At 64.6% G+C, this 24,382-nt stretch carries 20 protein-coding genes and 1 pseudogene; 9 read left to right on the top strand and 12 right to left on the bottom strand.

The genetic code is table 11. From position 1 onward, the window contains the following. Positions 1 to 649: 649 nt before the first annotated feature. From AWB83_RS32920 to AWB83_RS32905, 4 genes are all read right to left on the bottom strand, one after another. Positions 650 to 2,311 (bottom strand): S10 family peptidase, encoded by a 1,662-nt coding sequence (locus AWB83_RS32920; protein WP_445343900.1) that lies wholly within the window; start codon positions 2,309 to 2,311, stop codon positions 650 to 652. Between the two features lie 123 nt (positions 2,312 to 2,434). Further along, the gene (locus AWB83_RS32915; RefSeq protein WP_087049808.1) at positions 2,435 to 4,009 is read right to left on the bottom strand and encodes a S53 family peptidase; all 1,575 of its coding nucleotides are present in this window, start codon (positions 4,007 to 4,009) and stop codon (positions 2,435 to 2,437) included. 187 nt (positions 4,010 to 4,196) lie between these two features. Then, positions 4,197 to 5,111, bottom strand: a complete 915-nt coding sequence (locus AWB83_RS32910) for a DUF72 domain-containing protein (RefSeq protein ID WP_087049807.1) — start codon at positions 5,109 to 5,111, stop codon at positions 4,197 to 4,199. A gap of 9 nt (positions 5,112 to 5,120) precedes the next feature. Further along, positions 5,121 to 5,543, bottom strand: a complete 423-nt coding sequence (locus AWB83_RS32905) for a GFA family protein (protein WP_087049806.1) — start codon at positions 5,541 to 5,543, stop codon at positions 5,121 to 5,123. Between the two features lie 90 nt (positions 5,544 to 5,633). Between AWB83_RS32905 and AWB83_RS32900 the strand changes: the two genes are divergently transcribed. From AWB83_RS32900 to AWB83_RS32875, 6 genes are all read left to right on the top strand, one after another. Then, on the top strand, positions 5,634 to 6,965 hold the full coding sequence (locus tag AWB83_RS32900; protein ID WP_087049811.1) for an inositol monophosphatase: 1,332 nt from the start codon (positions 5,634 to 5,636) through the stop codon (positions 6,963 to 6,965). Positions 6,966 to 6,969: 4 nt separating this feature from the next. Then, positions 6,970 to 7,485: an isochorismatase family protein gene (locus AWB83_RS32895; protein WP_087049805.1), complete on the top strand. Its 516-nt coding sequence runs from the start codon at positions 6,970 to 6,972 to the stop codon at positions 7,483 to 7,485. 380 nt (positions 7,486 to 7,865) lie between these two features. Continuing rightward, positions 7,866 to 8,558 (top strand): (2Fe-2S)-binding protein, encoded by a 693-nt coding sequence (locus AWB83_RS32890; RefSeq protein ID WP_087049804.1) that lies wholly within the window; start codon positions 7,866 to 7,868, stop codon positions 8,556 to 8,558. A gap of 11 nt (positions 8,559 to 8,569) precedes the next feature. Beyond that, positions 8,570 to 9,559 (top strand): FAD binding domain-containing protein, encoded by a 990-nt coding sequence (locus AWB83_RS32885; RefSeq protein WP_087049803.1) that lies wholly within the window; start codon positions 8,570 to 8,572, stop codon positions 9,557 to 9,559. Continuing rightward, complete coding sequence (locus tag AWB83_RS32880; RefSeq protein WP_087049802.1) at positions 9,556 to 11,778, top strand: xanthine dehydrogenase family protein molybdopterin-binding subunit; 2,223 nt, start codon at positions 9,556 to 9,558, stop codon at positions 11,776 to 11,778. Before AWB83_RS32885 ends, AWB83_RS32880 begins: the two co-directional genes overlap by 4 nt. 112 nt (positions 11,779 to 11,890) lie before the next feature. Continuing rightward, positions 11,891 to 12,478, top strand: coding sequence for a nucleotidyltransferase family protein (locus AWB83_RS32875; protein WP_087049801.1), 588 nt, complete (start codon positions 11,891 to 11,893; stop codon positions 12,476 to 12,478). 664 nt (positions 12,479 to 13,142) lie between these two features. Here the strand turns inward: AWB83_RS32875 and AWB83_RS32870 are convergent. Next, positions 13,143 to 14,036 carry a LysR family transcriptional regulator gene (locus AWB83_RS32870; protein WP_087049800.1) on the bottom strand — a complete coding sequence of 298 codons (894 nt, stop codon included), beginning with the start codon at positions 14,034 to 14,036 and terminating at the stop codon, positions 13,143 to 13,145. 144 nt (positions 14,037 to 14,180) lie between these two features. On the opposite strand from AWB83_RS32870, the gene AWB83_RS32865 reads away from it, so the two are divergent. The 3 genes from AWB83_RS32865 to AWB83_RS32855 all read left to right on the top strand — a co-directional run bounded on the left by AWB83_RS32865 (position 14,181) and on the right by AWB83_RS32855 (position 17,809). Further along, a complete protein-coding gene (locus AWB83_RS32865) occupies positions 14,181 to 15,560 on the top strand; it encodes an NAD(P)H-dependent oxidoreductase (protein WP_087049799.1) in 1,380 nt (459 codons plus the stop codon). 95 nt (positions 15,561 to 15,655) lie between these two features. Beyond that, a complete protein-coding gene (locus AWB83_RS32860; RefSeq protein ID WP_087049798.1) occupies positions 15,656 to 16,960 on the top strand; it encodes an MFS transporter in 1,305 nt (434 codons plus the stop codon). Between the two features lie 105 nt (positions 16,961 to 17,065). Further along, positions 17,066 to 17,809: a Pr6Pr family membrane protein gene (locus AWB83_RS32855; RefSeq protein ID WP_087049797.1), complete on the top strand. Its 744-nt coding sequence runs from the start codon at positions 17,066 to 17,068 to the stop codon at positions 17,807 to 17,809. Here the strand turns inward: AWB83_RS32855 and AWB83_RS32850 are convergent. The 7 genes and pseudogenes from AWB83_RS32850 to AWB83_RS32820 all read right to left on the bottom strand — a co-directional run bounded on the left by AWB83_RS32850 (position 17,806) and on the right by AWB83_RS32820 (position 23,985). Next, positions 17,806 to 19,035: pseudogene (locus AWB83_RS32850) on the bottom strand (YbfB/YjiJ family MFS transporter). The gene AWB83_RS32855 and the pseudogene AWB83_RS32850 sit on opposite strands and share 4 nt — an antisense overlap. 69 nt (positions 19,036 to 19,104) lie before the next feature. Beyond that, positions 19,105 to 19,719, bottom strand: a complete 615-nt coding sequence (locus tag AWB83_RS32845) for a TetR/AcrR family transcriptional regulator (RefSeq protein WP_087049796.1) — start codon at positions 19,717 to 19,719, stop codon at positions 19,105 to 19,107. A 179-nt stretch (positions 19,720 to 19,898) separates the two neighbouring features. After that, positions 19,899 to 20,207, bottom strand: a complete 309-nt coding sequence (locus tag AWB83_RS32840; RefSeq protein WP_087049795.1) for an EthD family reductase — start codon at positions 20,205 to 20,207, stop codon at positions 19,899 to 19,901. Positions 20,208 to 20,257: 50 nt separating this feature from the next. Then, positions 20,258 to 21,193, bottom strand: coding sequence for an MBL fold metallo-hydrolase (locus AWB83_RS32835; protein ID WP_087049794.1), 936 nt, complete (start codon positions 21,191 to 21,193; stop codon positions 20,258 to 20,260). Continuing rightward, the gene (locus tag AWB83_RS32830; RefSeq protein ID WP_087049793.1) at positions 21,190 to 22,053 is read right to left on the bottom strand and encodes a quinoprotein dehydrogenase-associated SoxYZ-like carrier; all 864 of its coding nucleotides are present in this window, start codon (positions 22,051 to 22,053) and stop codon (positions 21,190 to 21,192) included. Before AWB83_RS32830 ends, AWB83_RS32835 begins: the two co-directional genes overlap by 4 nt. Positions 22,054 to 22,081: 28 nt before the next feature. Further along, a complete protein-coding gene (locus AWB83_RS32825) occupies positions 22,082 to 23,014 on the bottom strand; it encodes a quinoprotein relay system zinc metallohydrolase 2 (protein WP_087049792.1) in 933 nt (310 codons plus the stop codon). After that, positions 23,011 to 23,985 (bottom strand): LysR family transcriptional regulator, encoded by a 975-nt coding sequence (locus AWB83_RS32820; protein ID WP_087049791.1) that lies wholly within the window; start codon positions 23,983 to 23,985, stop codon positions 23,011 to 23,013. Before AWB83_RS32820 ends, AWB83_RS32825 begins: the two co-directional genes overlap by 4 nt. Positions 23,986 to 24,382 lie beyond the last annotated feature (397 nt).

Genomic DNA, 24,382 nt, shown 5'->3' with positions numbered 1-24,382 from the left:
GTGGTCTATTGGCGTTGCCCCTGTGCGGGGCGGCAGTCACTTTCTTTGCTGCTGCAAAGAAAGCAACTGTATTGAAGGTCAAGTGCAAAGGCACAGGGAATCATGGTTCGGCGTGGCCCAGCCCCTAAAGAGTGCCCTCAAAGGACTAATCGGGCGTGGACCGCGCACGGTCTGACGAGCTAGTCCGTTTAGGGTGCTGGTTCAGCACCTAACAGTTCCGGCCCAGCGCTACGCGCTGCCGCAGGGTAGGCAAGGGAAACCGTCGTTAGGCAGAAGCGGAGAGATGGAAGCGTTAGTAAACAAGCGCGCGCAAACCCGCTTTCCCCTGCGGCCGCAAAGCGGGCCGGCGCTCTTGGGTGCTGAACCAGTCTGTCATGTAGTGCGAGGTGGCAGACCGTGCGCGAGCCACGGCGCGTGAGTCCTTTGAGGGCGACACTTAGGGGCTGGGCCACGCCGAACCATGATGACGCGTCCGCCTCCAGCACTCCGGGCCAAAGCTGCTTTCTTTGGTTGCTTTCTTTGCAGCAGCAAAGAAAGTGACTGCCGCCCCGCACAGGGGCAACGCTAATAGACCACTAAGAACTCAGGATTTCACGAAAGCCCAAGCGAAGGCCCCCTCGCCCAGGCCGAAATCCAAAACCCCAAGCCGTCAGGCTCCCCCTACAGGCGATAACGCCGCCCCCTTATCCGCAGTAACCTTCTGCAAAGCAATAATCCGACTCATAGCCGCATGATTCGACGTAGCCTCGTCGTACATCTTCCCGAGATCGGCCTTGAGCTGCGTCCTCGACCCGCCGTCGAGATAAACCATATGCCCCGACGGATAAAACGTCGCCGACAGATTCTGCCTCACGGTCTTGTCGATCAACGGCATCTGCTGCAAATCGATGATCGTCTGATAGAACGGCGTAACGAAGTCATACATCCCGTTCGCCGACAGCACCTTCAGATCGACGTTCAGGGCCATCACCGCGGCAAGGTCACCCGCCGTATAAAGAATGATGTTGCCCTTCGAATCCATGCCCTTCTGCGCGCCCGTCGGATCGGTATGCCTGAAGTCCCAGTTGAGAAACGCCTGGTCGTTCAGATCGGTGAACGATGAAGTCGACGTGAACTTCAACTGCTCGTTCAGATAGCTGTTCCACATCGTCGTGTAGACGCCGCTCACCGCCGTCATCGTCGGATCGTTGCCGCCCGAGTTCGGGTCGATCTTGCCCGCAATCCCCGTCGAAATCGCCGTCACGCGTCCGTCGTATGCGCCAAGCGACTCGCCCTTCGACTTCAAAAGCGTCGTCAGGAAAAGCGAATTGCCGCGGCTGTCGTAGGCCGCGACGTCCAGGCTCCACGCGAGCAGCGTCGCCTTCTCGATGCCCGTGTACTCGGAAAGCTTTTCCACCACTTCGTCGTCGGTCTGCGGAAACTTGCGCAGCGCGTTCAGATAGTCCGTGCGCGCGAACTCCGCGACCTGCTCCGCGAAGTTCAGCAGATTGGTCGGCGTCGGATGCACGCCGAGCTTCTTGTGATACCACGCGTCCGCGGCCGCGGTCGGCAGCGCGCCCACCGGATTGCCCGCCTGCCGGTAATCCAGAATCGACGATTGCAGCGTGACGCCGTTCAGATCGATGCCGTCCTCGTGCAGCTTGTACGCGAGCACACAGCTGCGCGCCGTGCCGTACGACTCGCCGAACAGGAACTTCGGCGAATTCCAGCGGTTGTTCTTCGTCAGATAGCGCTTGATGAACTGCGCGATCGAACCCGCGTCCTGATCGACACCCCAGAAATCGCGGTTCTTGTTCGGCGCGATCGCGGCGGAATAACCCGTGCCCACCGGATTGATGAAGATCAGATCGCTCCGGTCGATCAGGCTGTCCGGATTGTCCTCCATCTGATACGGCGCGGGCGGCGTGAAGCTCGGCATCGCCGTCTTGATGCGCCGGGGCGCAAACGACCCGAGCAACACGAACACCGACGACGACCCCGGCCCGCCGTTATAGAAGAACGTGAGCGGTCGCGTGTCCTCCTTCGCGCCGTCCTTCGTGAAGGCGACGTAGAACATCTTCGCGCTCGGCTTCGAGCTGCTCGGATCGACCGTCACGAGATGGCCGACCGTCGCCGTATAGGCGATCTTCGCGCCGCCGATCGTCACGCTGTGATGCGTGATGGCCGCGTTCTCGTCCGCCTCGGTCGGCTGGACCGCGTCGTCGGGACCGTTGCCGTACGCGACCGGATCGAAGTACGGCTGGTCCTTCTTCGCCGTCGTCGCGGTCTTCTTCGGCGCCTTCTTTGCCGGCGCTTTCGCGGCGGTTGCCATCGTTGCATCTTCCGCGCCTGCGGGTTTGCCGCTCGCTGCCAGTGGATCGGAGTTCATCGTCGTCGCTCCAGAATCGTCGTCGTGGTTGTTGTTCACTGTCCTTGCTTCCTGCCTCAATTCGCTTCAACGCTTCGCGGGCTTGAGCAGCGCCGCGATCTGCGCGCCGTCCGGGCTGCCCATGCCGGTGCACGCGTCCCAGCCGGCCGAGGCGGAGAAGCTGCCGTTATTGCCTTGCGTGATGTCGCGGAACGCCGTCTTCGCCTCGTAGAGCTTCGGATTGATGAAGCCTGCCGGCGAATTGCCGATCGCGTTGATGCGGGCGATCAGCCCGGCCCACAGCGGCGCGACCGCGCTCGTGCCGCCGATGACCGTATCCTCGCCGTCGATCAGCACTTCGTAGCCGGTTTGCGGCGAAGCGTCGCCCGCCACATCGGGCACGCCCCGCTTCGCGAGCGCCGTATGCTTGCCGCCGCGCGTGACCGACAGCCCCTTCTGCCAGACCGGCAGCGCGAACACGCCGGACACGCCGCCGCCGCCCGAGCCGCCCTGGTCGCCGTCGTTCCAGACGACTTCCTGCGTGATACCCGTCCCCGACGCCGACAGGCTCGTGCCGCCGCAGCCCAGCACATACGGGCTCGAGGCCGGGAAGTCGACGTGATCCGCGCCGTCGCCGACGCCGTCGGACGAGCCGCTGTCGCCCGACGCCGCGCAGACCGTCACGCCAAGCGCAGCCGCGCTTTGCAGCACGTCGTTGAACGCGCTGATCGACTGCGACGACCACATCGACTCGGGCCCGCCCCAACTGATCGATATCACAGACGGCTTGTTGGTGGAATCGTGCAGCGCGCGATTGACGGCATCGACAAAACCGGCGTCGCTGTTCGGCGCGAAATACACGGCGATGCGCGCGCCCGGCGCGATCGCGCCCGCGATCTCGATGTCGAGCGTCACTTCGCCGTCGGGGCCGTTCGGGTTGCCGGTCGGCGCGTTCTTCGCGTTGTCCACGCCGACGGGCACCACCTTCGGCGCCTTCACGCCGAGCTTCGAGAAGTATGCGGAGAGATCGGTATCGCGATAGCCGCCGCCCAGTTCGATGATCGCGATGCACTGGCCGGCGCCGTCGCCATCGGGAAAGTCGTAGAGGCGCGCGAGATCCACCGGCGTGAACGACGCGGGCGCCACGCCGCGCGCAGGCTTGAACGGCGGACGGAAACGGAAGTGCGGACGCGCCTGCGGCCTGCTGTCGAGGCCGAGCACGGCGGTAACGGCGTCGTGCATGTCGGCGGGCACGTTGACCGGACCGGTGCGGTCGCGATATTCGCCGATGTTGTGGTGTTGAAAGCGTTCGAGCTTGACATCGAAAGCCTTCTGGAACTGCTCGATCGTGCCCTTCAGCACGACGCTGCGCATATCGGCCTGGGCGCGCACGACAGTCAGACCGTACTGCCTGGCGAATTCCTTCACCTTCTCGACGTCTTGCTCGGATGCGCCGAAGCGCTTGTCGAATTCCTCGCGGGAGACGGATTGCGCGGGCGCCGTACCCGCGTCGATGCGCGCCATCATCTGCTTGAAGCCTGCTTCGTCCTTGCGCCGCAGCATCACGATCACTTCGATCTGCTCGGCCGGATCACAGGCGCCAAGGCATTTCGCGCCTTCGGGATGAGTCTTGTCGCTGCCGCTGACCGGTTGCTTCGCCATGGTATCGATACTCCTCGTTGGCCATGAAGTTCAAAGGTTCTCGATCCTGCCGCTCTCGCGCTCCCGGCGCGGATGTCTTGCGTCGCGCAGCACGCCGTTTATCGTCTTATTTTCCGGGCGCGAATGCAATTGCTCGGACCGTTGACGAGAGCATGCAGTTCCAGCGGGACAAAAGATGTCCCGGTCTTCACGGGCCCGTGCGCGTTCGCTCGCCGTCGCCGGCAGGCGCGAGACCGAGGCGCTCCATCAGGCGGCGCGCGTCGAAAGGCGCCCGCACTTTCTGGTCGTTGTCGAAGTAGCAGAAGACGTCGCGCGCGGCGCGCGGACGCGGTCTGGTCGACGAGATGAGCCGCGCATCGTCGATCTGCCCGCCCGCCGCCCAGCGTTCGATGCGCCGCACCCATTCGTCGAGCGCATCGTCCGGATAGCTGCCGCCGTAGAGCGTTTCAGTGCCGTGCAGCCGCAGATACGCGAAGTCGGCAGTGAGATCCTCCGCGTACGGCCAGCCGGCGACCGAATCGGAGACGACGAGCGCGGCGCGGTGCTTGCGCAGGAGCCGCACGAATTCGTCGGTGCAGAAACTCGGATGGCGTATTTCTACCGCGTGCCGCAGGGCGCGTTTCCTTCCCGGCTCGAACCACGGTTCTTTCACGCGGGAATCGTGCCCCTGGGCGAGCCGCGCGGCGGCGGTGGTGTCGTGCGGCAGCAGATCGAGGAAACGCTCGAAGGCATCGGGACGGAAGGAAAAATTCGGCGGGAACTGCCAGAGAAAAGGGCCGAGCTTCCTGCCGAGCGCGAGCACGCCCGAGGCGAAGAAGTTGGCCATCGCGGGCTTCGCGGCCTCGTCGCGAAAGCGCAGCATGTGCGTCAGATAGCGCGGCCCCTTCACGCTGAAGACGAAGTCCGCTGGCGTCGCGTCATGCCAGGCGCGGTAGCTCGCGACGCTTTGCAGCGAATAGTGCGAACCGTTGATTTCGACGGTCTGAACCGCCCGCGACGCGAAGTCGAGCTCGCGCGCCTGCGCGAGCTTGTCCGGATAGAACACGCCGCGCCAGCCGGCGTAGCGCCAGCCCGAAATGCCGATGTGGATGCGTCCCGGCATCGCGCGCGCCTAGTGCGGCCGCTCTTCGTCGAACTCGGGGCGCACCCCGCGCGGCAGCCACGGCTCGCGGTGCTTGCACCACAGCTCGTAGTCCGGCTCGAAGAGGCCGGTTTCGTCGAATGCGCCGATCGGCAGATCGATTTCGTCGCGCGACACGAATTCCATGTACGCGACCGAGCCGCACACCGGGCAAAAGTGCCGTCGCCCGTCTTCGGAGCTGCGCCAGGTCGCGAGGCGGCCGCTCATGAGCACGTCGCCGCGCGCATAAATCGCATAAGCTCCAAAAGCGGAGCCGTGTACTTGCCGGCAGGTCATGCAATGACACATGCCGACGCGTTTCGGCTTGCCCGTCGCGCGGAAGCGAAACGCGCCGCAGGCGCATCCGCCTTCATGAACCGTTGCCGTCGATTCATCGCGCTTTTGAACATTCATCGGTCTCTCCCAAAAGAACAAGCCGCGCGGGCGCGCCTGCCGCGCCTCGTGGTTTGTTACGATAACCCTTCACGATCGGAGATGGCACTCATGAGCACATCGAGCACGGCCGGCACCACGAGCACCTTGTCCCTCCTGAAGCTACTTCCCGGCCCCGGCTCGGAGTTCGGTCCCGCCGCGTCCGACCTCGTCGCCCACGTGTTGTCGCACGACCGCTTCGACTCCGCGGCGAATGCGCACGCGCCGCGCGAGACCTTCCATGGCGTCACCGTCGACGACGTCATGACCGACGAGTACGTGTTCCCGCTCGGGCAAACCGGCCAGTCGATCGTGCTGACCGGCTATCGCATCGCGGCAGGCTTCATCGCCGAGCGCGCCGCCGACGAGTGGCTCGAGCTCGCGCACAAGGAGCGCCTCGCAAGAGGCTTGCCCGCCGCGCCGCAGGGCAGCGAGCCGCATCTCGCGCCCGATCCCGCCGAGGCCGATCAACTGCTCGACCGCGCGTACGAATGTGCACAGCGCATTCTCGATCCGGCGGCGGGCGAATCGATCCTCTCGCTCTTCGAGACGCACTATCGCGGCGGGCGCGAGTTCCTGCGCCTCACATGGGAAGGCTTGCCGGAAGACCTCGTGCCCGAATCGCGCCGCCCGCTCGCGGCGCTCGCCGCGGCCGTGCAGAACGGCGAGGGGCGCCCGCTCCACGAGCGGCGCGATTACGATCCCTACGGCCTCGACGGCGCCGACGATTACGACGTCGACCGGCCGCTCGCCTATCGCGAGAAGATCGGGCCGTTTCTCTTCACGATGATCTATCGCCACGAATATCCGCAAGTCGACGACGAGCGCCTGGGCACCGCGTTCGCCGTGTTTCACGAAGCGGGCAGCGACGTCGTCGCGGCGGCGGTCAAGCTGCAGCTCGTCAAGGTGCCGCCGCTGCACAGCAGCGCCGATCTCGTCTATACGCTCGACACGTACTCGGGCGAGATGCTGTCGCTCGCGCTCGCGGCCACCGAGGCGCTCGGGCCGGAAAAGCTGTGCCAAGTGTTCAGCGCGCATCGCGTGATCTACATCAGCCTGTGGGAAGTGCGCAAGCCCTGGCGCGGCGAAGGGCTCGGCGTCGCGCTGCTGCATCAGGCGCTGGAGCGCCTGCCCGTCGATGTCGACGGCCGGCCGAATGCGCTGTGCGTCGCGCCCGAGCCGTATCAGACGGACATGCGCCATTTCGAGAAGCTGCCCGGCGTGCTGCGCGAGGAGATGAAGGCGCCGGCGAGACGCCTCGCCGCGCATCTCACCAACTGGCTCGAACGCTCGAAGCTGCCGATCGCGACGCATTTCTTCGTGCCGATGGCCAAGCACGCGGGCATCGGCTCGGCGGGCGAGAACGCGCGCCTGATCGACCGGATCATGGAGAGCGAGGCCTGATCTCATGCTCGTCGTCATCGACATGCAGGCGCGGCTGCTTCCGCATCTGGATGGCGGCGAGCGTCTGACCGAGCGCGTCGCGACGCTCCTGCGCGCGGCGAATCTGCTCGACGTGCCGGCGGTCGTCACGGAGCAGAATCCGGTCGGACTCGGCGGGACGGTGAACGCGCTGCTGCCCGTGATGCGGACCGCCAACGTGATCGGGAAGCATACTTTCGATGCCACGCTCGAGCCTGCGTTCGTCGCCGCGCTGCCGCCCGCGCCGGCGACTTTGTGGATCGTCGGCGCGGAGGCGCACGTGTGCGTGCTGCTGACCGTGCTCGGCCTGCTGCAGCTCGGCTATCGCGTGGAATGCGTGGCGGACGCGGTCGCATCGCGCCGCGCGGCCGATCGCGCCGTCGCGCTCGAACGGGCGCGGCAGGAGGGCGCGAAGCTCACCACCGTCGAAACCGCGATCTTCGGCTGGCTCGGCAGTTGCCGGCATCCGCGCTTCAGGGAAGCGCTCGCGCTCGTCAAATGACTTTGGCGGATGCCGGCCTCGAAGGACATCGAGCGTCGACGAAGCTGGCAATTTCGCCATCTTCTCCTTGATGTGGAAGCGCCGAATTTACCTGCGCATGCAGCATTTACGCACGATCACCCGCCGCGATAGAGTCAGGCGCGTCGCCGGGTCATCCGGTTCGGCGCATGGCACCGTACTTGCTCGCCTCTTTCCGCCGCGGGGTCGAACGTTCGATTTACAGATCGCCGTACGCGCGCGCCCGCGCATCATACGCACCGTGCACAGGACTCGAGCAATCGGCGCTCGCGCACCGACGTCGCAATCGGCCGCGAGCGAATGCCCATGAAGACTGGAGCCTGTCGGCGCCCTTCCGAACGAGCGAGGAGCATTCGATCGCCATGTCCCCAGTCAATACGCCTACACACGACGCCAGCGACGAGGCGCAAAAGCCGTCGCGCCGACGTTTCCTGCAATCGGCCGCGGCGGCCGCCGCCGTCACCGCCGCGCCGCTCGCGCATGCGCAACAACCGGTGGCCGCGACGCCGGCAAACGCGCCCATGCCGCCCGCCGCGGTGCCCATGCCCGTTCGGCTGACCATCAACGGCCATCCGTACGAGCTGCAAGTCGAGGCGCGCACGACGCTGCTCGACGCCCTGCGCGAATACGCGGGACTCACCGGCACGAAGAAAGGCTGCGACCGCGGCCAGTGCGGCGCGTGCACGGTAATCGCGTCGGGCCGGCGCATCAACTCGTGCCTGACGCTCGCGGTGATGCACGACGGCGAGTCCATCACGACCGTCGAAGGCCTCGCGCCCGACGGCGACACGCTCTCGCCCATCCAACGCGCGTTCATCGAGAAGGACGCTTTCCAGTGCGGCTACTGCACGCCCGGGCAGCTGTGTTCGGCGACCGCGCTCATCGCCGAATACCGCGCGGGCGACGCGAGCGCGGCCACGGCCGACGTGCGCTTTCGCCCGGCGCAGCTGTCCGACGACGAAATCCGCGAGCGCATGAGCGGCAACATCTGCCGCTGCGGCGCGTATCCGAACATCCTCGCGGCGGTGAAGTCCGTCGCCTCGGGCAACGCCTGAAGGAGAGCCACATGGACGCGATCTCCTACCAGCGCGCCGCCGACATCGGCGCCGCGCTGCAGGCGGCGAGCCAGCCGGGCGCGATGTTCATCGGCGGCGGCACCAACCTGCTCGATCTCATGAAGGGCGGCGTGATGCGGCCGATGCGGCTCGTCGACATCACGCACATCGATGCGCTGAACGGCATCACCGCGCTGCCCGACGGCGGACTGCGCCTGGGCGCCCTGGTGCGCAACAGCGACGCCGCCAATCACGCGTGGGTGCGCGAGCGTTATCCGCTGCTGTCGCAGGCGCTGCTGGCGGGCGCATCGGCGCAACTGCGCAACATGGCGACCGTCGGCGGCAATCTGATGCAGCGCACGCGCTGCCCTTACTTCTACGACACGGGCTTTCCGCAGTGCAACAAGCGCACGCCGGGCAGCGGCTGTGCGGCGATCGACGGCAACAACCGCATGCACGCGATTCTCGGCGCGAGCCGTCAGTGCATCGCGACGAATCCTTCCGACATGAGCGTGGCGCTCGCGGCGCTCGATGCCGTCGTGCGCGTGACCGGCCCGAACGGCGAGCGGACGATTCCGTTCGCGGAGTTTCATCGGCTGCCGGGCGAGCGGCCGGATCTCGATACGACTTTGCAGCCGGGCGAGCTGATTACTTCGGTCGATCTGCCGCCGCCGCTTTTCGCGGACCATTCGAAGTATCTGAAAGTGCGCGACCGCGCGAGCTATGCGTTCGCGCTCGTGTCCGTCGCGGCGGCGCTGCAGATGGACGGCAACACCGTGAAACGCGCGCGCATCGCGCTGGGCGGCGTCGCCCACAAGCCGTGGCGCGCGAGTTCGACCGAGCAGGCGCTCGTCGGCAAACCGCTCGATCGGCCGACGCTGCAAGCCGCCGCCGCGCTCGCCGTGCAGGGGGCGCAGCCGCAGCGCGACAATGCGTTCAAGGTGGCGCTCGCGCAGCGCGCGATCGTGCGCGCGGTTCAACAGGCCGGAGGTGTCGCATGACTGTCATCGGAAAACCGCTCGATCGCACCGACGGCGTGCTGAAGGTCACGGGCCAGGCGCGCTATTCGGCCGACAACACCGACGCGAAGCTTGCCCATGCGGTGCTCGTGACGAGCACGATCGCGAGAGGCCGCATCGCGTCGATCGACACGAGCCGCGCGCAAGCGCTGCCCGGCGTGCTGCTCGTGATGACGTATCGGAACGCGATGCGCCTGCCGAACAACGGCATCCCCGACGCGCAGCCGCCGGCCGTGCGCAAGCTCACGCTCCTGCAGACAAGCGAGGTGCGCTACAGCAACGAGCCGGTGGCGGTGGTCGTCGCCGATTCGCTCGAGCGTGCGCAAGGCGCCGCGCGTTACGTCGATGTCCGCTACGAAGCCGCGATGCCCGATGCCGATTTCGAGCGCGCGAAGGGCAAGGCTTATCAGCCGGAAAAGATGATGGGCCGCGCGATCACGACGAAGCGCGGCGACGTCGACGCCGGGTTGCGGCAAGGCCCGACGCGCCTGAACGCGGTCTACACGACGCCCTACGAGCATCACAATCCGATGGAGCCGCACGCGACGCTCGCGCGCTGGGACGGCCCGAACCTGACGCTCTACGATGCGACGCAAGGCGTTTCCGGCGCGAGAAGCGCGGTGGCGAAGTTCTTCGGCATTCCCGAGGACAACGTGCGCGTGATCTGCCCGTTCGTCGGCGGCGGCTTCGGCTGCAAGGGCTCGGTGTGGTCGCACGTCGTGCTCGCGGCGATGGCCGCCAGGCAGACCGGCCGGCCCGTGAAGCTCGTGCTGGAGCGTCCGCAGATGTTCGGCATGATCGGCAACCGGCCGTACACCGAGCAGCGCATCCAGATCAGCGCGCGTGACGACGGCATCATGACCGGCATGCGTCACGACGTGATCTCCACCACGTCCACCTTCGAGGACTGGACCGAAAGCTCGGCGATCGTCTCGCGCATGCTGTACGCGGTGCCCAACCAGTCGACCTCGCACCGGCTCGTGAAGCTCGACATCGGCACGCCGACCTTCATGCGCGCGCCCGGCGAGACGAGCGGATCGTTCGCGCTCGAATCGGCGATGGACGAAATGTCGTATCAGCTGAAGATGGACCCGCTCGCGTTCCGTCTGAAGAATCACGCCGACATGGAGCCGCAGGAAAAGAAGCCGTGGTCGGAGAAATCGCTGGTGGAGTGCTACAGGCGCGGCGCGGAAAGGTTCGGCTGGTCGCGGCGCAGCGCGGCGCCGCGTTCGATGCGCGAGGGCAATACGCTGATCGGCTGGGGCGTGGGCACGGCGACGTATCCGGCGAACCGCAGCGAGGCATCGGCGATCGCGCGCATCCTGCCCGACGGCACCGCGATGGTCGCCTCCGGCACGCAGGATCTCGGCACCGGCACCTACACGATCATGACGCAGGTCGCCGCCGACGCGCTCGGCTTTCCGCCCGATTACGTGCGCTTCGCGCTCGGCGATTCGTCCTTGCCGAAGGCGCCGGTGTCGGGCGGTTCGCAATCGGCGGCGAGCGTGTCGCCGGCGGTGCGGGCGGCGTCGCTGCAGGCACGCGACCAACTGATCGCGATGGCGCTCGCGGATCGCGGCTCGCCCGTCGCGGGGCTGGCGCGCGAGGACGTGACGGTGTCCAACGGCTGGGTCGTGAGCCTGTCGGATCCGGACAAACGCGATCCGGCGGCGGCGATCATCGCCCGCAACGGCGGCAAGGCAATCGAAGCGGCCGCCACCGCGCGCCCCGGCGACGAGAAGAAGCAGTACGCGTTTCACTCGTTCGGCGCGGTGTTCGCGGAGGTGCGCGTCGACGCCGAGCTTGGCGTGATCCGCGTGCCGCGCATCGTCGCGGTGTACGACGTCGGCACGTTGCTCAACGAGAAGACGGCGCATAGCCAGTTGATGGGCGGCATCGTATGGGGCGTGGGCTCGGCGCTTTTCGAGAAGAGCGAGATGGATTCGCGCTACGGGCGCTACACCAACGCGAATCTCGCGGAGTATCACGTTCCCGTGAACGCGGATATCGGCATGCTGGATATCTCGTTCGTCGCTCAGCCCGATCCGCTGATCAATCCGCTCGGCGCGCGGGGGATCGGCGAGATCGGGATCACGGGAGTGGCGGGCGCGCTCGGCAACGCGGTGTATCACGCGACGGGCGTGCGCGTGCGCGATCTGCCGATCACGCTCGACAAGGTGCTGCCGCCGACGATGGTATGAAGTGAAACGTGGCGCGCGGCGGTCCTGGCTGACTGCCGCGCGTTTTTTTGTGCTTGCGACGGGCTTCGATGCGCCGCACAATCCTCATTCGATCCCCACACGAGCAGCCGCGATGACCTATTCGTCGAACGCGACCGGCATCCTGCTGGCGGCGGGCCTGGGCACCCGCTTCGACCCTTCCGGCCGCCACAACAAGCTGCTCGCCACGCTCCCTGGCGGAACGCCGATCGTATTTCAGGCGGCGCGCAGGCTGCTTGCCGTTTCGGCCGAAGCGATCGCGGTCGTGCGGCCCGGCGCGGAGAAGCTCGCCGATGTGCTGAACGAAGCCGGCTGCAATGTCATCTTCAGCGCCGATGCCGAACGCGGCATGGGCGCGACGCTTGCCGCCGCGGTGCGGGCGACTTCCGAAGCCGACGGCTGGCTCGTCGCGCTCGGGGATATGCCCTGGATCGAACCCGCCACGTATGAAGCCGTCGCCCGTTCGCTCGATGGCGGAGAAGCGCTGGTGACGCCTGTTTATCGCGGCAAGCGCGGGCATCCGGTGGGGTTCGGTCTGGCGCACCGCCAGGCGCTCGTCGCGCTCGACGGCGACGCGGGCGCGCGTGGGCTCTTCTCGATGCATGCGCCGTTCATCGTTGAAGTCGATGATCCGAATGTGTTGCGGGATGTTGATCTGCCGAGTGATTTGCAGGGTGGTTGATGGGGGGTTTTTTCGCTTGCTTGCGCTTTTATGGAATCCTGATTTCTTTGTGGTCTATTGGCGTTGCCCCTGTGCGGGGCGGCAGTCACTTTCTTTGCTGCTGCAAAGAAAGCAACTGTATTGAAGGTCAAGTGCAAAGGCACAGGGAATCATGGTTCGGCGTGGCCCAGCCCCTAAAGAGTGCCCTCAAAGGACTAATCGGGCGTGGACCGCGCACGGTCTGACGAGCTAGTCCGTTTAGGGTGCTGGTTCAGCACCTAACAGTTCCGGCACAGCGCTACGCGCTGCCGCAGGGTCTGCAAGGGAAACCGTCGTTAGGCAGAAGCGGAGAGATGGAAGCGTTAGTAAAGAAGCGCGCGCAAACCCGCTTTCCCCTGCGGCCGCGAAGCGGGCCGGCGCTCTTGGGTGCTGAACCAGTCTGTCATGTAGTGCGAGGTGGCAGACCGTGCGCGAGCCACGGCGCCTCAGTCCTTTGAGGGCGACACTTAGGGGCTGGGCCAATCCGAACCATGACGACGCGTCCGCCTCCAGCACTCCGGGCCAAAGCTGCTTTCTTTGCAGCAGCAAAGAAAGTGACTGCAGCCCCCCACAGGGGCAACGCTAATAGACCACTAAGAATTCAGGATTCCACGGCAACACAAGCGAGCGACAAAAAAACACCCCATTAACCTTCCAAAAACCACCTCCCCCCACACTCATTGCGAATGAAATCCGCCAACCACTTAACCCGCGCAACATCCCTTGTCTCGGCGAGCGTAACGAGCCAATAAGACCGCGATAATGCGATCTCCTCCGAAAGCAACCTCACGAGATTCGGATCAGTACGCGCGATGAAGCACGGCAACACACCGAGCCCCACGCCGCCCGACACGGCGGCCGCCTGACTGATCACGTTGGAGATGCGAATCGTCGGCGCCAGCGAAGTGGAAATCTGCGGCAGATAGTCCAGCTCGGCAGACCACATCTGATCCTCGACATAGCCCACCCACGGATGCTCGAGCATGTCGCGCCGCGATGCGATCCTGCGATGCCGCTCCAGATAATCGCGCGACGCATAGACACCCAGCGCGTAATCGGTCAGCTTGTGCGCATAGACGCGTCCTTGCGAAGGCCGCGTCATGCTCACCGCGAGATCGGCTTCACGCTTCGAAAGACTGAACATGCGCGGGTTCGCAATCAGTTCGATCTCCAGTTGCGGATGCACCGCCGAGATCTGCGCGATGCGCGGCGCCAGAAAATACGTGCCGAAACCCTCAGGCGTGCCGATGCGTACGCTGCCCGTCAGACCGATCGACGCATCCTCCAGCCGATGACGCATGCGCATCGCAAGACTTTCCATGCCTTCGGCATCGCTCAACACGCGCTCGCCTTCCGGTGTGAGCACGAAACCCAGCGAACTGCGATCGAAAAGTCTCACGCCCAAGGCCTTTTCCAGCGCAGCCACGCGCCGGCTCAACGTCGAATGATCGACGCCCATCTGCTGCGCCGCAACCGTCAGCCGGCCCGCGCGAGAGATGGCGAGGAATGCCTGAATGTCGTCCCAGTCGAAGCCGCGCATGGGGAATTTTGCACAGGGCGTTTGCCGAATTGCCCATTCTATTGCAAGAAACTGGCTGCTATCTTTTTTCTGAACTCTGCAAACGCGGAGAACACAGCGCCCCCATTCCTCATAACAACCGCTGAAAATCAGGAGACTCACAGCATGTCGCTCATCGCGAAACTCAAGGCCCGTGCACAGGAAGGCAAGCCGATCAAGGTCGGCCTGATCGGCGCAGGGAAATTCGGCTCCATGTATCTCTCGCAGGCGCCGCGCACGCCCGGCATTCATCTCGTCGGCGTCGCCGATCTCTCGCCTGACCGTGCCCGTGCCTCCCTCAAGCGCGTGGGCTGGGAAGAAGCGCGCTATTCGGCGCGTTCGTGGAGCGAGGCGATCGCCACCGGCTCGACCTTCATCACTGACGACGCCGACGCGATGATCGCAAGCGATCACGTCGATATCGTCATCGACGCGACAGGCAGCCCCGCCGCCGGCATTCATCATGCGCTCCTGTGCTGCAAGCATCGCAAGCACATCGTGATGGTCAACGTCGAAGCCGACGTGCTCGCCGGCCCCCTGCTCGCGCGACGCGCGGAGGAAGCCGGCATCGTCTATTCGATGGCTTCGGGCGATCAGCCCGCGCTCATCGCCGAACTCGTCGACTGGGCGCGCACCATCGGCTTCGACGTGATCTGCGCGGGCAAGGGCACGAAGTATCTGCCCGTCTATCATCAGTCGACGCCCGACACGGTCTGGGGCTACTACGGCTTCACCGAGGAACAGGTCGGTTCCGGCGACTTCAATGCCCAGATGTTCAACTCGTTCCTCGACGGCACGAAGTCCGCGCTCGAAATGGCGGCCGTGTCCAACGCATGCGACCTGCGCCCGCCCGCCGATGGCCTCGCGTTTCCCGCATGCGGCGTCGACGATCTGCCGACCTTGCTGCGTCCCGCATCGGACGGCGGCATCCTGCCGCATCGCGGCAGCGTGGAAGTGGTGTCCTCGCTCGAACGCGACGGGCGGCCCGTGTTCCGCGATCTGCGCTGGGGTGTGTACGTCGTCTTCGAAGCGCCCACCGATTACGTGCGCGACTGCTTCAGCCAGTATGGTCTCAAGACCGACAGCACGGGACGCTTCGCCGCGATGTACAAGCCCTATCACCTGATCGGCCTCGAACTCGGGCAATCGATCGCGAGCATCGCGGTGCGCGGCGAGGCGACCGGCGCGACCTCGGGCTTTCATGGCGATGTCGCGGCCACCGCCAAGCGCGATCTGCGCGCGGGCGAGCGACTCGACGGCGAAGGCGGCCACACCGTGTACGGCAAGCTCATGCCCGCCGCCGATTCGCTGATTCAGGGCGCCTTGCCCATCGGTCTCGCGCATAACGTCGTGCTGCAAAGGCCGGTCGCAGCGGGACAACCCGTGCGCTGGAGCGATGTCGCATTCGATGCGAGCAAGGAGTCCGTGCGCGTGCGCCGCGAGATGGAAGACATCTTTCGTGCCGAGATGAAGCTGGAACTGCCCGCGCAAAAGCTCGCCAGTTGAACATGCACTGACTTCCATTTCTCGCGCGCCCCGGCCCATTCGATGGCCCGGGCGCTTCGCACTCTCAACGCCCGATAAAGGGCGACGGAGGAGACATGAACCAAATCAGCGAAACGCTAGGCGTCGCACAGTCCGGCACGACGGACGTCTACCGCAAGATCACGTGGCGCATCATGCCATTCATCGTGCTCTGCTATCTCTGCAACTATCTGGATCGCGTGAATGTCGGCTTCGCCAAGTTGCAGATGCTGTCGGACCTCGGCTTTTCCGATGCAATCTACGGCCTGGGCGCGGGCATCTTCTTCATCGGCTATTTCATCTTCGAGGTGCCCAGCAACCTGATCCTCCATCGCGTGGGCGCGAGGCGCTGGATTGCGCGCATCATGATTACCTGGGCGATCATTTCGGCGCTCACGCTCGTCGTGAAGACGCCGTTGCAGTTCTATGCCGTGCGCTTTCTTTTGGGTGTTGCCGAAGCCGGCTTCTCGCCCGGGATCATGCTCTATCTCACGTACTGGTTCCCGGCCAGGAAGCGCGGCTTCGCATTCGGCGTGTATTACATCGCGATCCCGCTTGCGGGTATCGTCGGCGGTCCGCTCTCGGGATCGATTCTCGCCGCGTTCAAGCATTCGACCTTCATGGCCGCGTGGCAATGGCTCTTCCTGATCGAGGCGATTCCGGCGCTCATAGTCGGCTTCATGGTGTTGTGGCTCATGGTCGACAAGCCCGGTCAGGCGAAGTGGCTCACCGACGACGAGAAGCGTCTCGTCACGCATGCGGTCGAGCGCGAGGAAGCGGATAAGACCGCGCATCACAACGCGCGCGCGTTCCTTTCCGATGTCAACATATGGAAGCTGTGTGGCGTGTACTTCTGCCAGATCATCGGCCTGTATGGCATCAGCTTCTGGCTGCCGTCGATCATCAAGGACAGCGGCCTCACCAATGTCGAACTGATCGGCTGGCTCTCGGCGATTCCTTATCTCGTCGCGATTCCGGCGATCATCCTGACCGGCATGAGCGCCGACAGGTTCCGCTCGCGCCGCATGCATTTCTCGGTCGCGCTCGTGATCGGTGCCATCGGCTTTGCGGCGAGCGGTTACGTGGGTCATCAGCCGGTTCTCGCGGTGGCGGCGTTGAGCGTGGCGGCCGCCGGCATTCTCTCCGCGCTGTCGCTGTTCTGGGGCATTCCCGCGGCGTTTCTCGCGGGCACGTCCGCGGCGGCGGGGATCGCGGGAATCAACTGCGTCGGCAACCTCGCGGGCTTCGTGTCGCCTTATATGGTCGGCTGGCTGAACGTCACGACGCACAACAACAGCATCGGGCTCTATGCCGTCGCGGCGTTCATGATCGTCGGCGCGGTCGCGGTGCGGGCCATTTCGGGCAAGCTCGCGGATCGTTGATGTAGTCATCAGAGGTAAAAGCGCCCGCTTCGCTGCGGGCGCTTTCGTGTCGAGACTGTGATGCGGTGCGAACGACTCGTCGGAACATCGACGTAAAATGACTTCATGTCCATCCCACCTCGCCACGCCCCGCGGCATGAGCCCGAGTTGCCGCTACACACACCCAGCACTGCGTCGCTCGCGGTGGCGGCGGCCATCGCGATGATCGGGTGGCTCGCATTCGCCGCACAGACCGATATCACCATCGCGCGCTCGCTCGATCGCGGACTCACTGTCGTCGACGGGCTTGCTCGCATGAGCAGCTATCTGACGAATCTGACCGTGCTGCTTACCGCGTTTTGCTTCACGTGCGTCGCAACGCGCGCGCAAATGCCGATCGCGCGGTTCTTTCGCAAACCGACCGTGGTGACCGCGGTGGTCGTGTATATCGTGTTCGTGGGGATCGCGTATAACGCGTTGCTGCGATATCTGTGGACGCCGTCGGGGTATCGCGCGCTCGTCAACGAGTCGTTGCATACGGTCGTGCCTGCGCTCGCGGCCTTGTACTGGTTCTTGTTCGTGCCGCGCTTTCATTTGTCGTTGCGAAGGTGCGCATTGTGGCTCGTCTATCCGCTTTCCTATCTCGTCGTCACGCTATGGCGTGGAAGGCTCTCCGATTTCTATCCCTATCCGTTCATCAACGTCGCGGAGCTGGGGTATGAGCGCGTGTTCATCAATGCCGCGATGCTCGTTGTCGCTTTCCTCGTGCTGATGAGCGCGTTTATTGCGATCAACCACCGGCGTGAGGATTTGAGCGTCGCGGATCCGAAGGCCGAATCGGGGGATTCGTCCTCCGGCCGCATCGATTAGGCCTCTATGCTTGCGCGCTTGCGGTTCACGACGAGATCCGCAAGGAATGCGAAAGCAAGCGCAAATGCGCCGCATGCGAAGATCAACGCATAGTTGTTATGCGTGTGCGAGAAAAGGAACGAGTAGCCATATCCCGCAAGCACCTGGCACAGGGCGAAAGCCGAAGTCGCCCGGCTCCACGCCGCACGCTGCTCGGTGTGATCATGAGGGAGGAGTTCATGCACGCGGCCAAGTGCAAGCGGCACGATGCCGGTCGTCGAGAGACCGAGTGCGATGGTCGCCACGCCGATCGCATAAGGATTCGCCGACAGGGCCAGCAATGCTACGGCACACGCCTGCAGCAGAAGCGCGAAGCGATACGCCATGCCGAAGCCGATGCGATCTCCGGCATTGCCGCAGATGAGCGGCCCGAAAATCGCCGCGACGCCGTACAGCACCCAATAGCTCGCGCCCACTTGCGCGCCGCGGCCATAACCGCGCGCGATGCAGTCCACGAGCAGAACCATCACGGGCACGAGGCCGAGCGCATTTGCCGCGTACTGCGCCTACAGAAGCCGCAGCGGCGCGCCGCCGTGCCGGCCGGCATGCTTCGTCTCGCCTTGGGCTGCGACTGCGGGCGGATTCGATGCAGGCCAGCCGAACCAGGCAATCGCGGTGAGCACGAGCGAGAACACGCCGAGACCCATCCACGTGTCGTGCAAACCGTGATGCAACAGCTTCGGAATCAGCGTGCCCGATGCCGCGATTCCAAAGCCCAGGCCGATGAAGATCATCCCGCTCGCAAAGCCGCGCCGCGCGGGCGGAATATGCGGCAGGATCGTCGTCGCGACGAGCACCATGATCGCGCCGCCGGAGAGTCCCGAGAGAAAGCGCCACGCGAAGAACCACGAGATCGACAGCGGGAAGGCGCAGGCGAAGAACGCCACCGTTGCGATCGCCATCAGCAGGCGTAGCGCGTGACGGTTCGTGAGCGCGTTCGCAATCGAGCGGCCGAAGAGCGCGCCCGCGAAATAGCCCGCGAAATTCGCGGCGCCGAGTGTGACCGCTTGCGACGACGTGAACCACTGTGCTTCGATGAGCGGCGGAATGAGCGGCGTGTAAGCGAAGCGCGCGAGCCCGATCGCGACGAGGCTCGCGCAAAAGCCGGCGAGCATGGCGAACAACGTGCGAGCATCGAGCGAAGGGTTCTGGTCGGCTCGCACGGCCGATATGGCTTGGTCTGACATGACAACGGCTCCACGCCGGCCGGGTGCCGCTGCACGCGACCGGACAACGTTACATAAAAGGGGTGAGGCTCAGCGCTTGCCTGAAGACAGACCCAATGGCGGCAGCTTCAGCATGGCCAGAGTCGGCGCAACGGCGCCGTTCAGCAGCGCGGGTTTCGGATCGACGCGCGCCAGCACGCGCACGCCCAGCAGCACGGCAAGCAGACTGGTTGCGGCAGCGTCGGCGGACATCACACGGTCGATGTCGCCGCTTTTCAGACCCGCTTTCATGCAGCGCTCGAAGAACGCGCGGATCAACGACATTTCCTCGGCGATGAGTTCGCGAAACGCCTCATCCTCGGGCGATGCCCCGAGCGCCGCATTCACGAGCATGCAGCCGCGCCGATGCTCGTCCGACAGCGAACGCTCCACAATCTCACGGAAGAACGCGGTAATGGCGCGCGATGGCGTCAGCGACGACTCGAGCCGCTGGATGCGCTCGCGCAAGGTGTGCTCGAGATAGTGGTCGAGCGCGCGCAGAAAGAGCGCGCGCTTGTCGCCGAACGCATTGTAGAGGCTCGGTTGCGTGAGGCCCGTGTACTGCACCAGATCGCGCGTGGAAACGCCGTCGTAGCCGTGCGTCCAGAACGCGTCGGCAACGGCATCGAGCACGCTGTCTTCATCGAAATTGCGCGGTCGCGCCATGACTATCGCTCCATCGAATCATTCAACCGATTTTTATATCGGTTGATACAGAACGGATTATATATCGATGGATACAAAACCGCACGGCATCCCCATTCCGGGATACGGGTCTTGGCGCGCGAGGGAAACGAAGAGGCGCTTCGAGGACGCGCACGCGTCCTCGAAGGCGAGGATGGCGGTCAGGCTTCCTTGGTATCGAACATCAGCAGCTCGACGCCCGCCTGCGCGAAGTTGGCGAGATCCGCGGCGGTCTTTTGACCTTCGGGCGAACCGAGCGCGGTCTTGATCGCTTCGAGCGAATCGAATTGCAGGAGCGCGACGAGGTGATACGGCGAATCGCCCGATGCGGAGACCACCGGCCCCTTGCTGATCTCATAGCGCCGCAGCCCGGGCAGCGTCTTCGCGAGCGGCGCATGGGTGGAGGCGTAGTAATCGTCGAATGCCTTCGTGTCGGTTGGGTTCTTGTATAGCGCTACGAGCTGGGCCATCGTCGTGTCTCCTGGTGGTCGTATGGCGTGAAGGGAACATGCGGCATGCGCTACTGCTTTTCCAGTTGAAGGTAGATGCGCTGCACGTTCTGCGGCTGCGCGATCGCGTAAAGCTTGTAGCTGCGAAACGCCGGCACCTGCACCGTATGCATCGCCTCGGTCAGGCCGACGCCGTTCTTGTAGGCGCGCTTCACCGACGCATCGAGATCGCGCAGATACACGCCCGTCTGCATGATGTCGTCGTTGCCGCGCAAAGGCGCGCCGAACCCGGGCACCACAGTCTTGAGGTCGAGCGCATGCAGGTTTTCCAGCGCGGCGAGCCAGCCGGGAATCTGCTCGTTGCGCAACTCGGGGATGCGTCCGTTCGAGACGAGGCCGCCCGCGAAGAGCACGCCGCTTTGCGTGTCGAGCACAGCGAGATCGCCCGGCGTGCTTGCGGGCCCGAAATGCAGCAGTTGCAGCTTGCGTCCGCCGCTTTCCATCTCCGTCGTGCCATTCACCGTCTTGTCGGGTACGGTCACGCGCGAGCCGGCCATTTCGTCATCGCCGAGCGTCTTGCGCAGGTTCGCGAGACAGATCGAGCACCGTTCGCGGATCAGTTGCGCGGTGCGTGCGTGCGCGAGGATCGGCACGTCGTCGTCGCGGAAGGCCGCCGCACCGAACACGAACTCGGGCGCCTGATGCGTGATGATGACGAGCTTCACCGGCAATGGCGTCACCTTGCGGATCGCTTCGATCATCGCGCGGCCATAGCGATACGAAGGCCCCGTGTCGATCACCGTCACGCCTTCCGGCCCGACGATAAAGCCGTTATTCGCGACGATGCCATGATTCGCGGGCGCTACCGCTTCGCCATTACCGATGAACGCGTACACGCCCGGCGCGATGGCGACGGGCGCGGGCATGCCGCTCATCGCCGCATGGACGAAAGTGCTGACCGCGAATAGCAGCACGCAGACGAACGCTAGCAAGCGGCGCCGCGTCATTTCATCGCCGACGTCTGCGCGCCGGGCTGCGCATCGACCGCCACCACGCCGTCGAACCGCTTGTTCTTCGTGTCCTCGATATGCGCCTTCAGTTCGCCGCTTCCGTGCGGCACGAAGTAGAAGCGGAAATTCGGGTTCTCGCTGATCGAGAAGTTGACGTTTGCGGTCATCACGGGCTTGCCGGCGTATGTCACCTCGACCTTGCGGATGAAGTACGCGGTCGCATAGTTGCGCGTGATCTGGTTCATGGCCATGCCCGTTCGATTGGGGTGGCGCACCATCAACTGAGCGAGCTCGGGCTTGCCGGTCATCGCCTGACCTTCGGCCTGAAGGCGCACTTGCCCGGCGGCGCGCTCGGCCACGTCGTCGTCCTTGTCTGCGGGTGCGGAACAGCCGCCCGACGCCTTCACGAAGCGGATCGCGCTGTACAGATGTCCGTCGTTGGTCTCCGCGATCGCGCGCATGAACGTGTAGTCCTCCACCCGCACGCGCGTCTCGATGGTCGCGAGTCCAGACTCCGGCGTGAACTCGAACGAGCCCGCATAGGGCTCGGGATTCTCGTCGATGAAAAGATAGACCTTCCTGATGTAATGCGCGTTCGTTTGTGGAAACTGCGCGGTGATCGCAATCGGCACGACGGCGGCGTCGGCGGCGCGCGCGGGTGCATCGAGCTTGATGACCGCATCGCCGTGCGGATCGATCGTGCGGCCCTTGAACGTGCCTTCCTTGAAGTCGAGCCAGCGCGCGTTCTTGCCGGGATCGTCGTCGGGCTGCGCCGCCTGCACGGCATAAGGCGCAATCGCCGCGGCGATTAAGCTCGCGATCGACACGATGCGAACGCCGGACCATGCTGTCTTCATGATGTCCCTCCAATGCTGCGCTGCCGCGCTACTGCTCCCACTCCAGTTCCGCGTATGCGGCCGTCACGTTGCGACGGTGATAGATGTCGTACAGGAGCCACTTCTCGCGTTCATCGAGACCGATGCTGTCCACGGCCTGCTGAATCGTCTCGCCTTTCCTGATGGCCGCACGCACATCGCGCGCCAGATCGGCGAGATAGCGCTCCTCTGTGTCGAGCGATTGCGGCCAGGGCGGATCGAGCGGGCCGTGTCCGGGTACGACATGGTGCGGATTCATCTGTCGAATGCGCGCGATATCGTCGAGCCAGCCGACGACGCTGCCATCCACGACAGGAATGCAGCGTACGAAGAGCAGATCGCCGGTCCATAGCGTGCCGCTCTTCTCATCGTATACCGTTAAATCGTTGTTGGTATGCGCCGTTTTCCACGTGCGCAGCGTGAGCGTGCGGCCGCCCAGATCGAGCGTGCCGGTGCCGTCGATCACGCGGGTCGGCGCGACGATCTCGCTGCCTGCTGCCGCCGCACCCAGCTCGCGATGCAGTGCGCGCAGATAGTTGTCCGCGCGCGCTGCTTCGGCTTGCGCGAGCGTCGCGCTGCCGACGAACTGCGGATGATCGTCCCTGAACGCCGCATTGCCGAAGATGTGATCCGGATGCATGTGCGTGTTGATGACATAGCAAACCGGCAACGGAGTCACTGCCCGTATTGCGGCGCGCAACGCGCGGCCTTCCGCTAGCGTGCCGCCGGTGTCGACCACGGCCACGCAACGCGTCCCGACGATGAAGCCGATATTCGCGATATCGCCGCCATTCGCGGGCGTCGCGACATCGTCGTGGCCGCGATGCGCATAATTGCCCGGAGCGATCTGCGTCACTGACAGTGCGGTTTGCGCGCGCGAGATGGTTGCAGATGCAATCAGTATGACGAACGCGATTTTCTGCCACGCCGATGCTGCGTTCATCGGGTACTGCCGGCTTCGGCAAGCCGCTTCGGACGCCGCAGACCGAACTGCGCGAATTCGCGTTCGAGAAACGGCTCGGCGTTTTCGAGCAGGAAGCGGCGAAACGCGAGACAGGTCGGCGAGAGCTGCTTCGAGCGTGAATGCACGAGCTGCCAGATTCGTTCGACGGGCGTGCCGTTCACATCGAGCACGGCGATTTCGCCGGTGCGCAGTTCGAGCCCGAGCGTATGCAGTGAGATGAGGCTCACGCCCATGCCCGCCATTACCGCCTGCTTGATGGTTTCGTTGCTGCCGAGCGTGACGCTGCGCGCGGGCACGAAGAGGTTTTGCCGGAACACGTGTTCGGCGACCGCGCGGGTGCCGGATCCCGGCTCGCGCAAGAGAAAGGTATCGTTGGCCAGTTCTTGCAGATCGAAGCCGCGTGCGTTACGCAATGGATGCGACAGCGGCGCGACGATCACATGCGGATGATAGGCGAGCGGCTCCGCTGTGGTGCCGAGTTCCGGCGGCGGACGTCCCATGATGGCGAGGTCGGTGGCGTTGTCCTGCAGGAGCCGCAGGAGCGTCTCGCGGTTGCCGACCGAAAAGCGCACGTCCACTTTCGGATACAGCTGCGAATAGAGCGCGAGCAGCTTGGGCGCGAAGTAGGTCGCCGAGCTGACGATGCTGACGGCAATCGCGCCGCAGTCGGCTTGCGTGAGCGACATCATCGCGTCTTCGGCGTCCTTGATTTCGCCGAGGATTCGGCTTGCATGATGCGAGAGTCGCTCGCCGGCTTCGGTCAGCGCGAGACGGCGCGCTACTCGTTCGAATAGTGGAAGGCCGATTGCTTCTTCCAGCTGGCGGATTTGCATCGACACCGCAGGTTGCGTCAGGTGCAGTTCCTCTGCCGCGCGGGCGAAGCTCGGACAGCGGCTCGCTATCACGAAGATTTGTAGCTGGCGCAGGGTTAGGGTGCGGATGAAGTTCACGGGGGGTTTGTTCGGTTGCTTGTGCTTTCGTGGAACCCTGAATTCTTAGTGGTCTATTGGTGTTGCCCCTGTGCGGGGCGGCAGTCACTTTCTTTGCTGCTGCAAAGAAAGTAACCAAAGAAAGCAGCTTTGGGCCCAGGCAGACTCGTCGTCATCGTTCAGAGTGGCCCAGCCCCTAAAGAGCGCCCTCATAGGGCCCACCGGACTTGGATCGCGGACCCACTGTGTCATCGCACCGTTTAACTGGCTGGTACAGCACCCGCTAGCTCCGGCCCGCTGCGTGGCCGAAGGGGAAAGCGGGTTTGCGTGTGCTTCCTGGATACGCCTCCATCTCACCGCATCCGCTAAACGTTGGTTTCCCTTGCCTACCCTGCGGCAACGCGTAGCGCTGTGCCGG

Source organism: Caballeronia ptereochthonis, assembly GCF_001545075.1.
Classification (GTDB): domain Bacteria; phylum Pseudomonadota; class Gammaproteobacteria; order Burkholderiales; family Burkholderiaceae; genus Caballeronia; species Caballeronia ptereochthonis.
The sequence above is the reverse complement of the archived record's forward strand: the minus strand, read 5'-3'. Positions and strand labels throughout refer to the sequence as shown.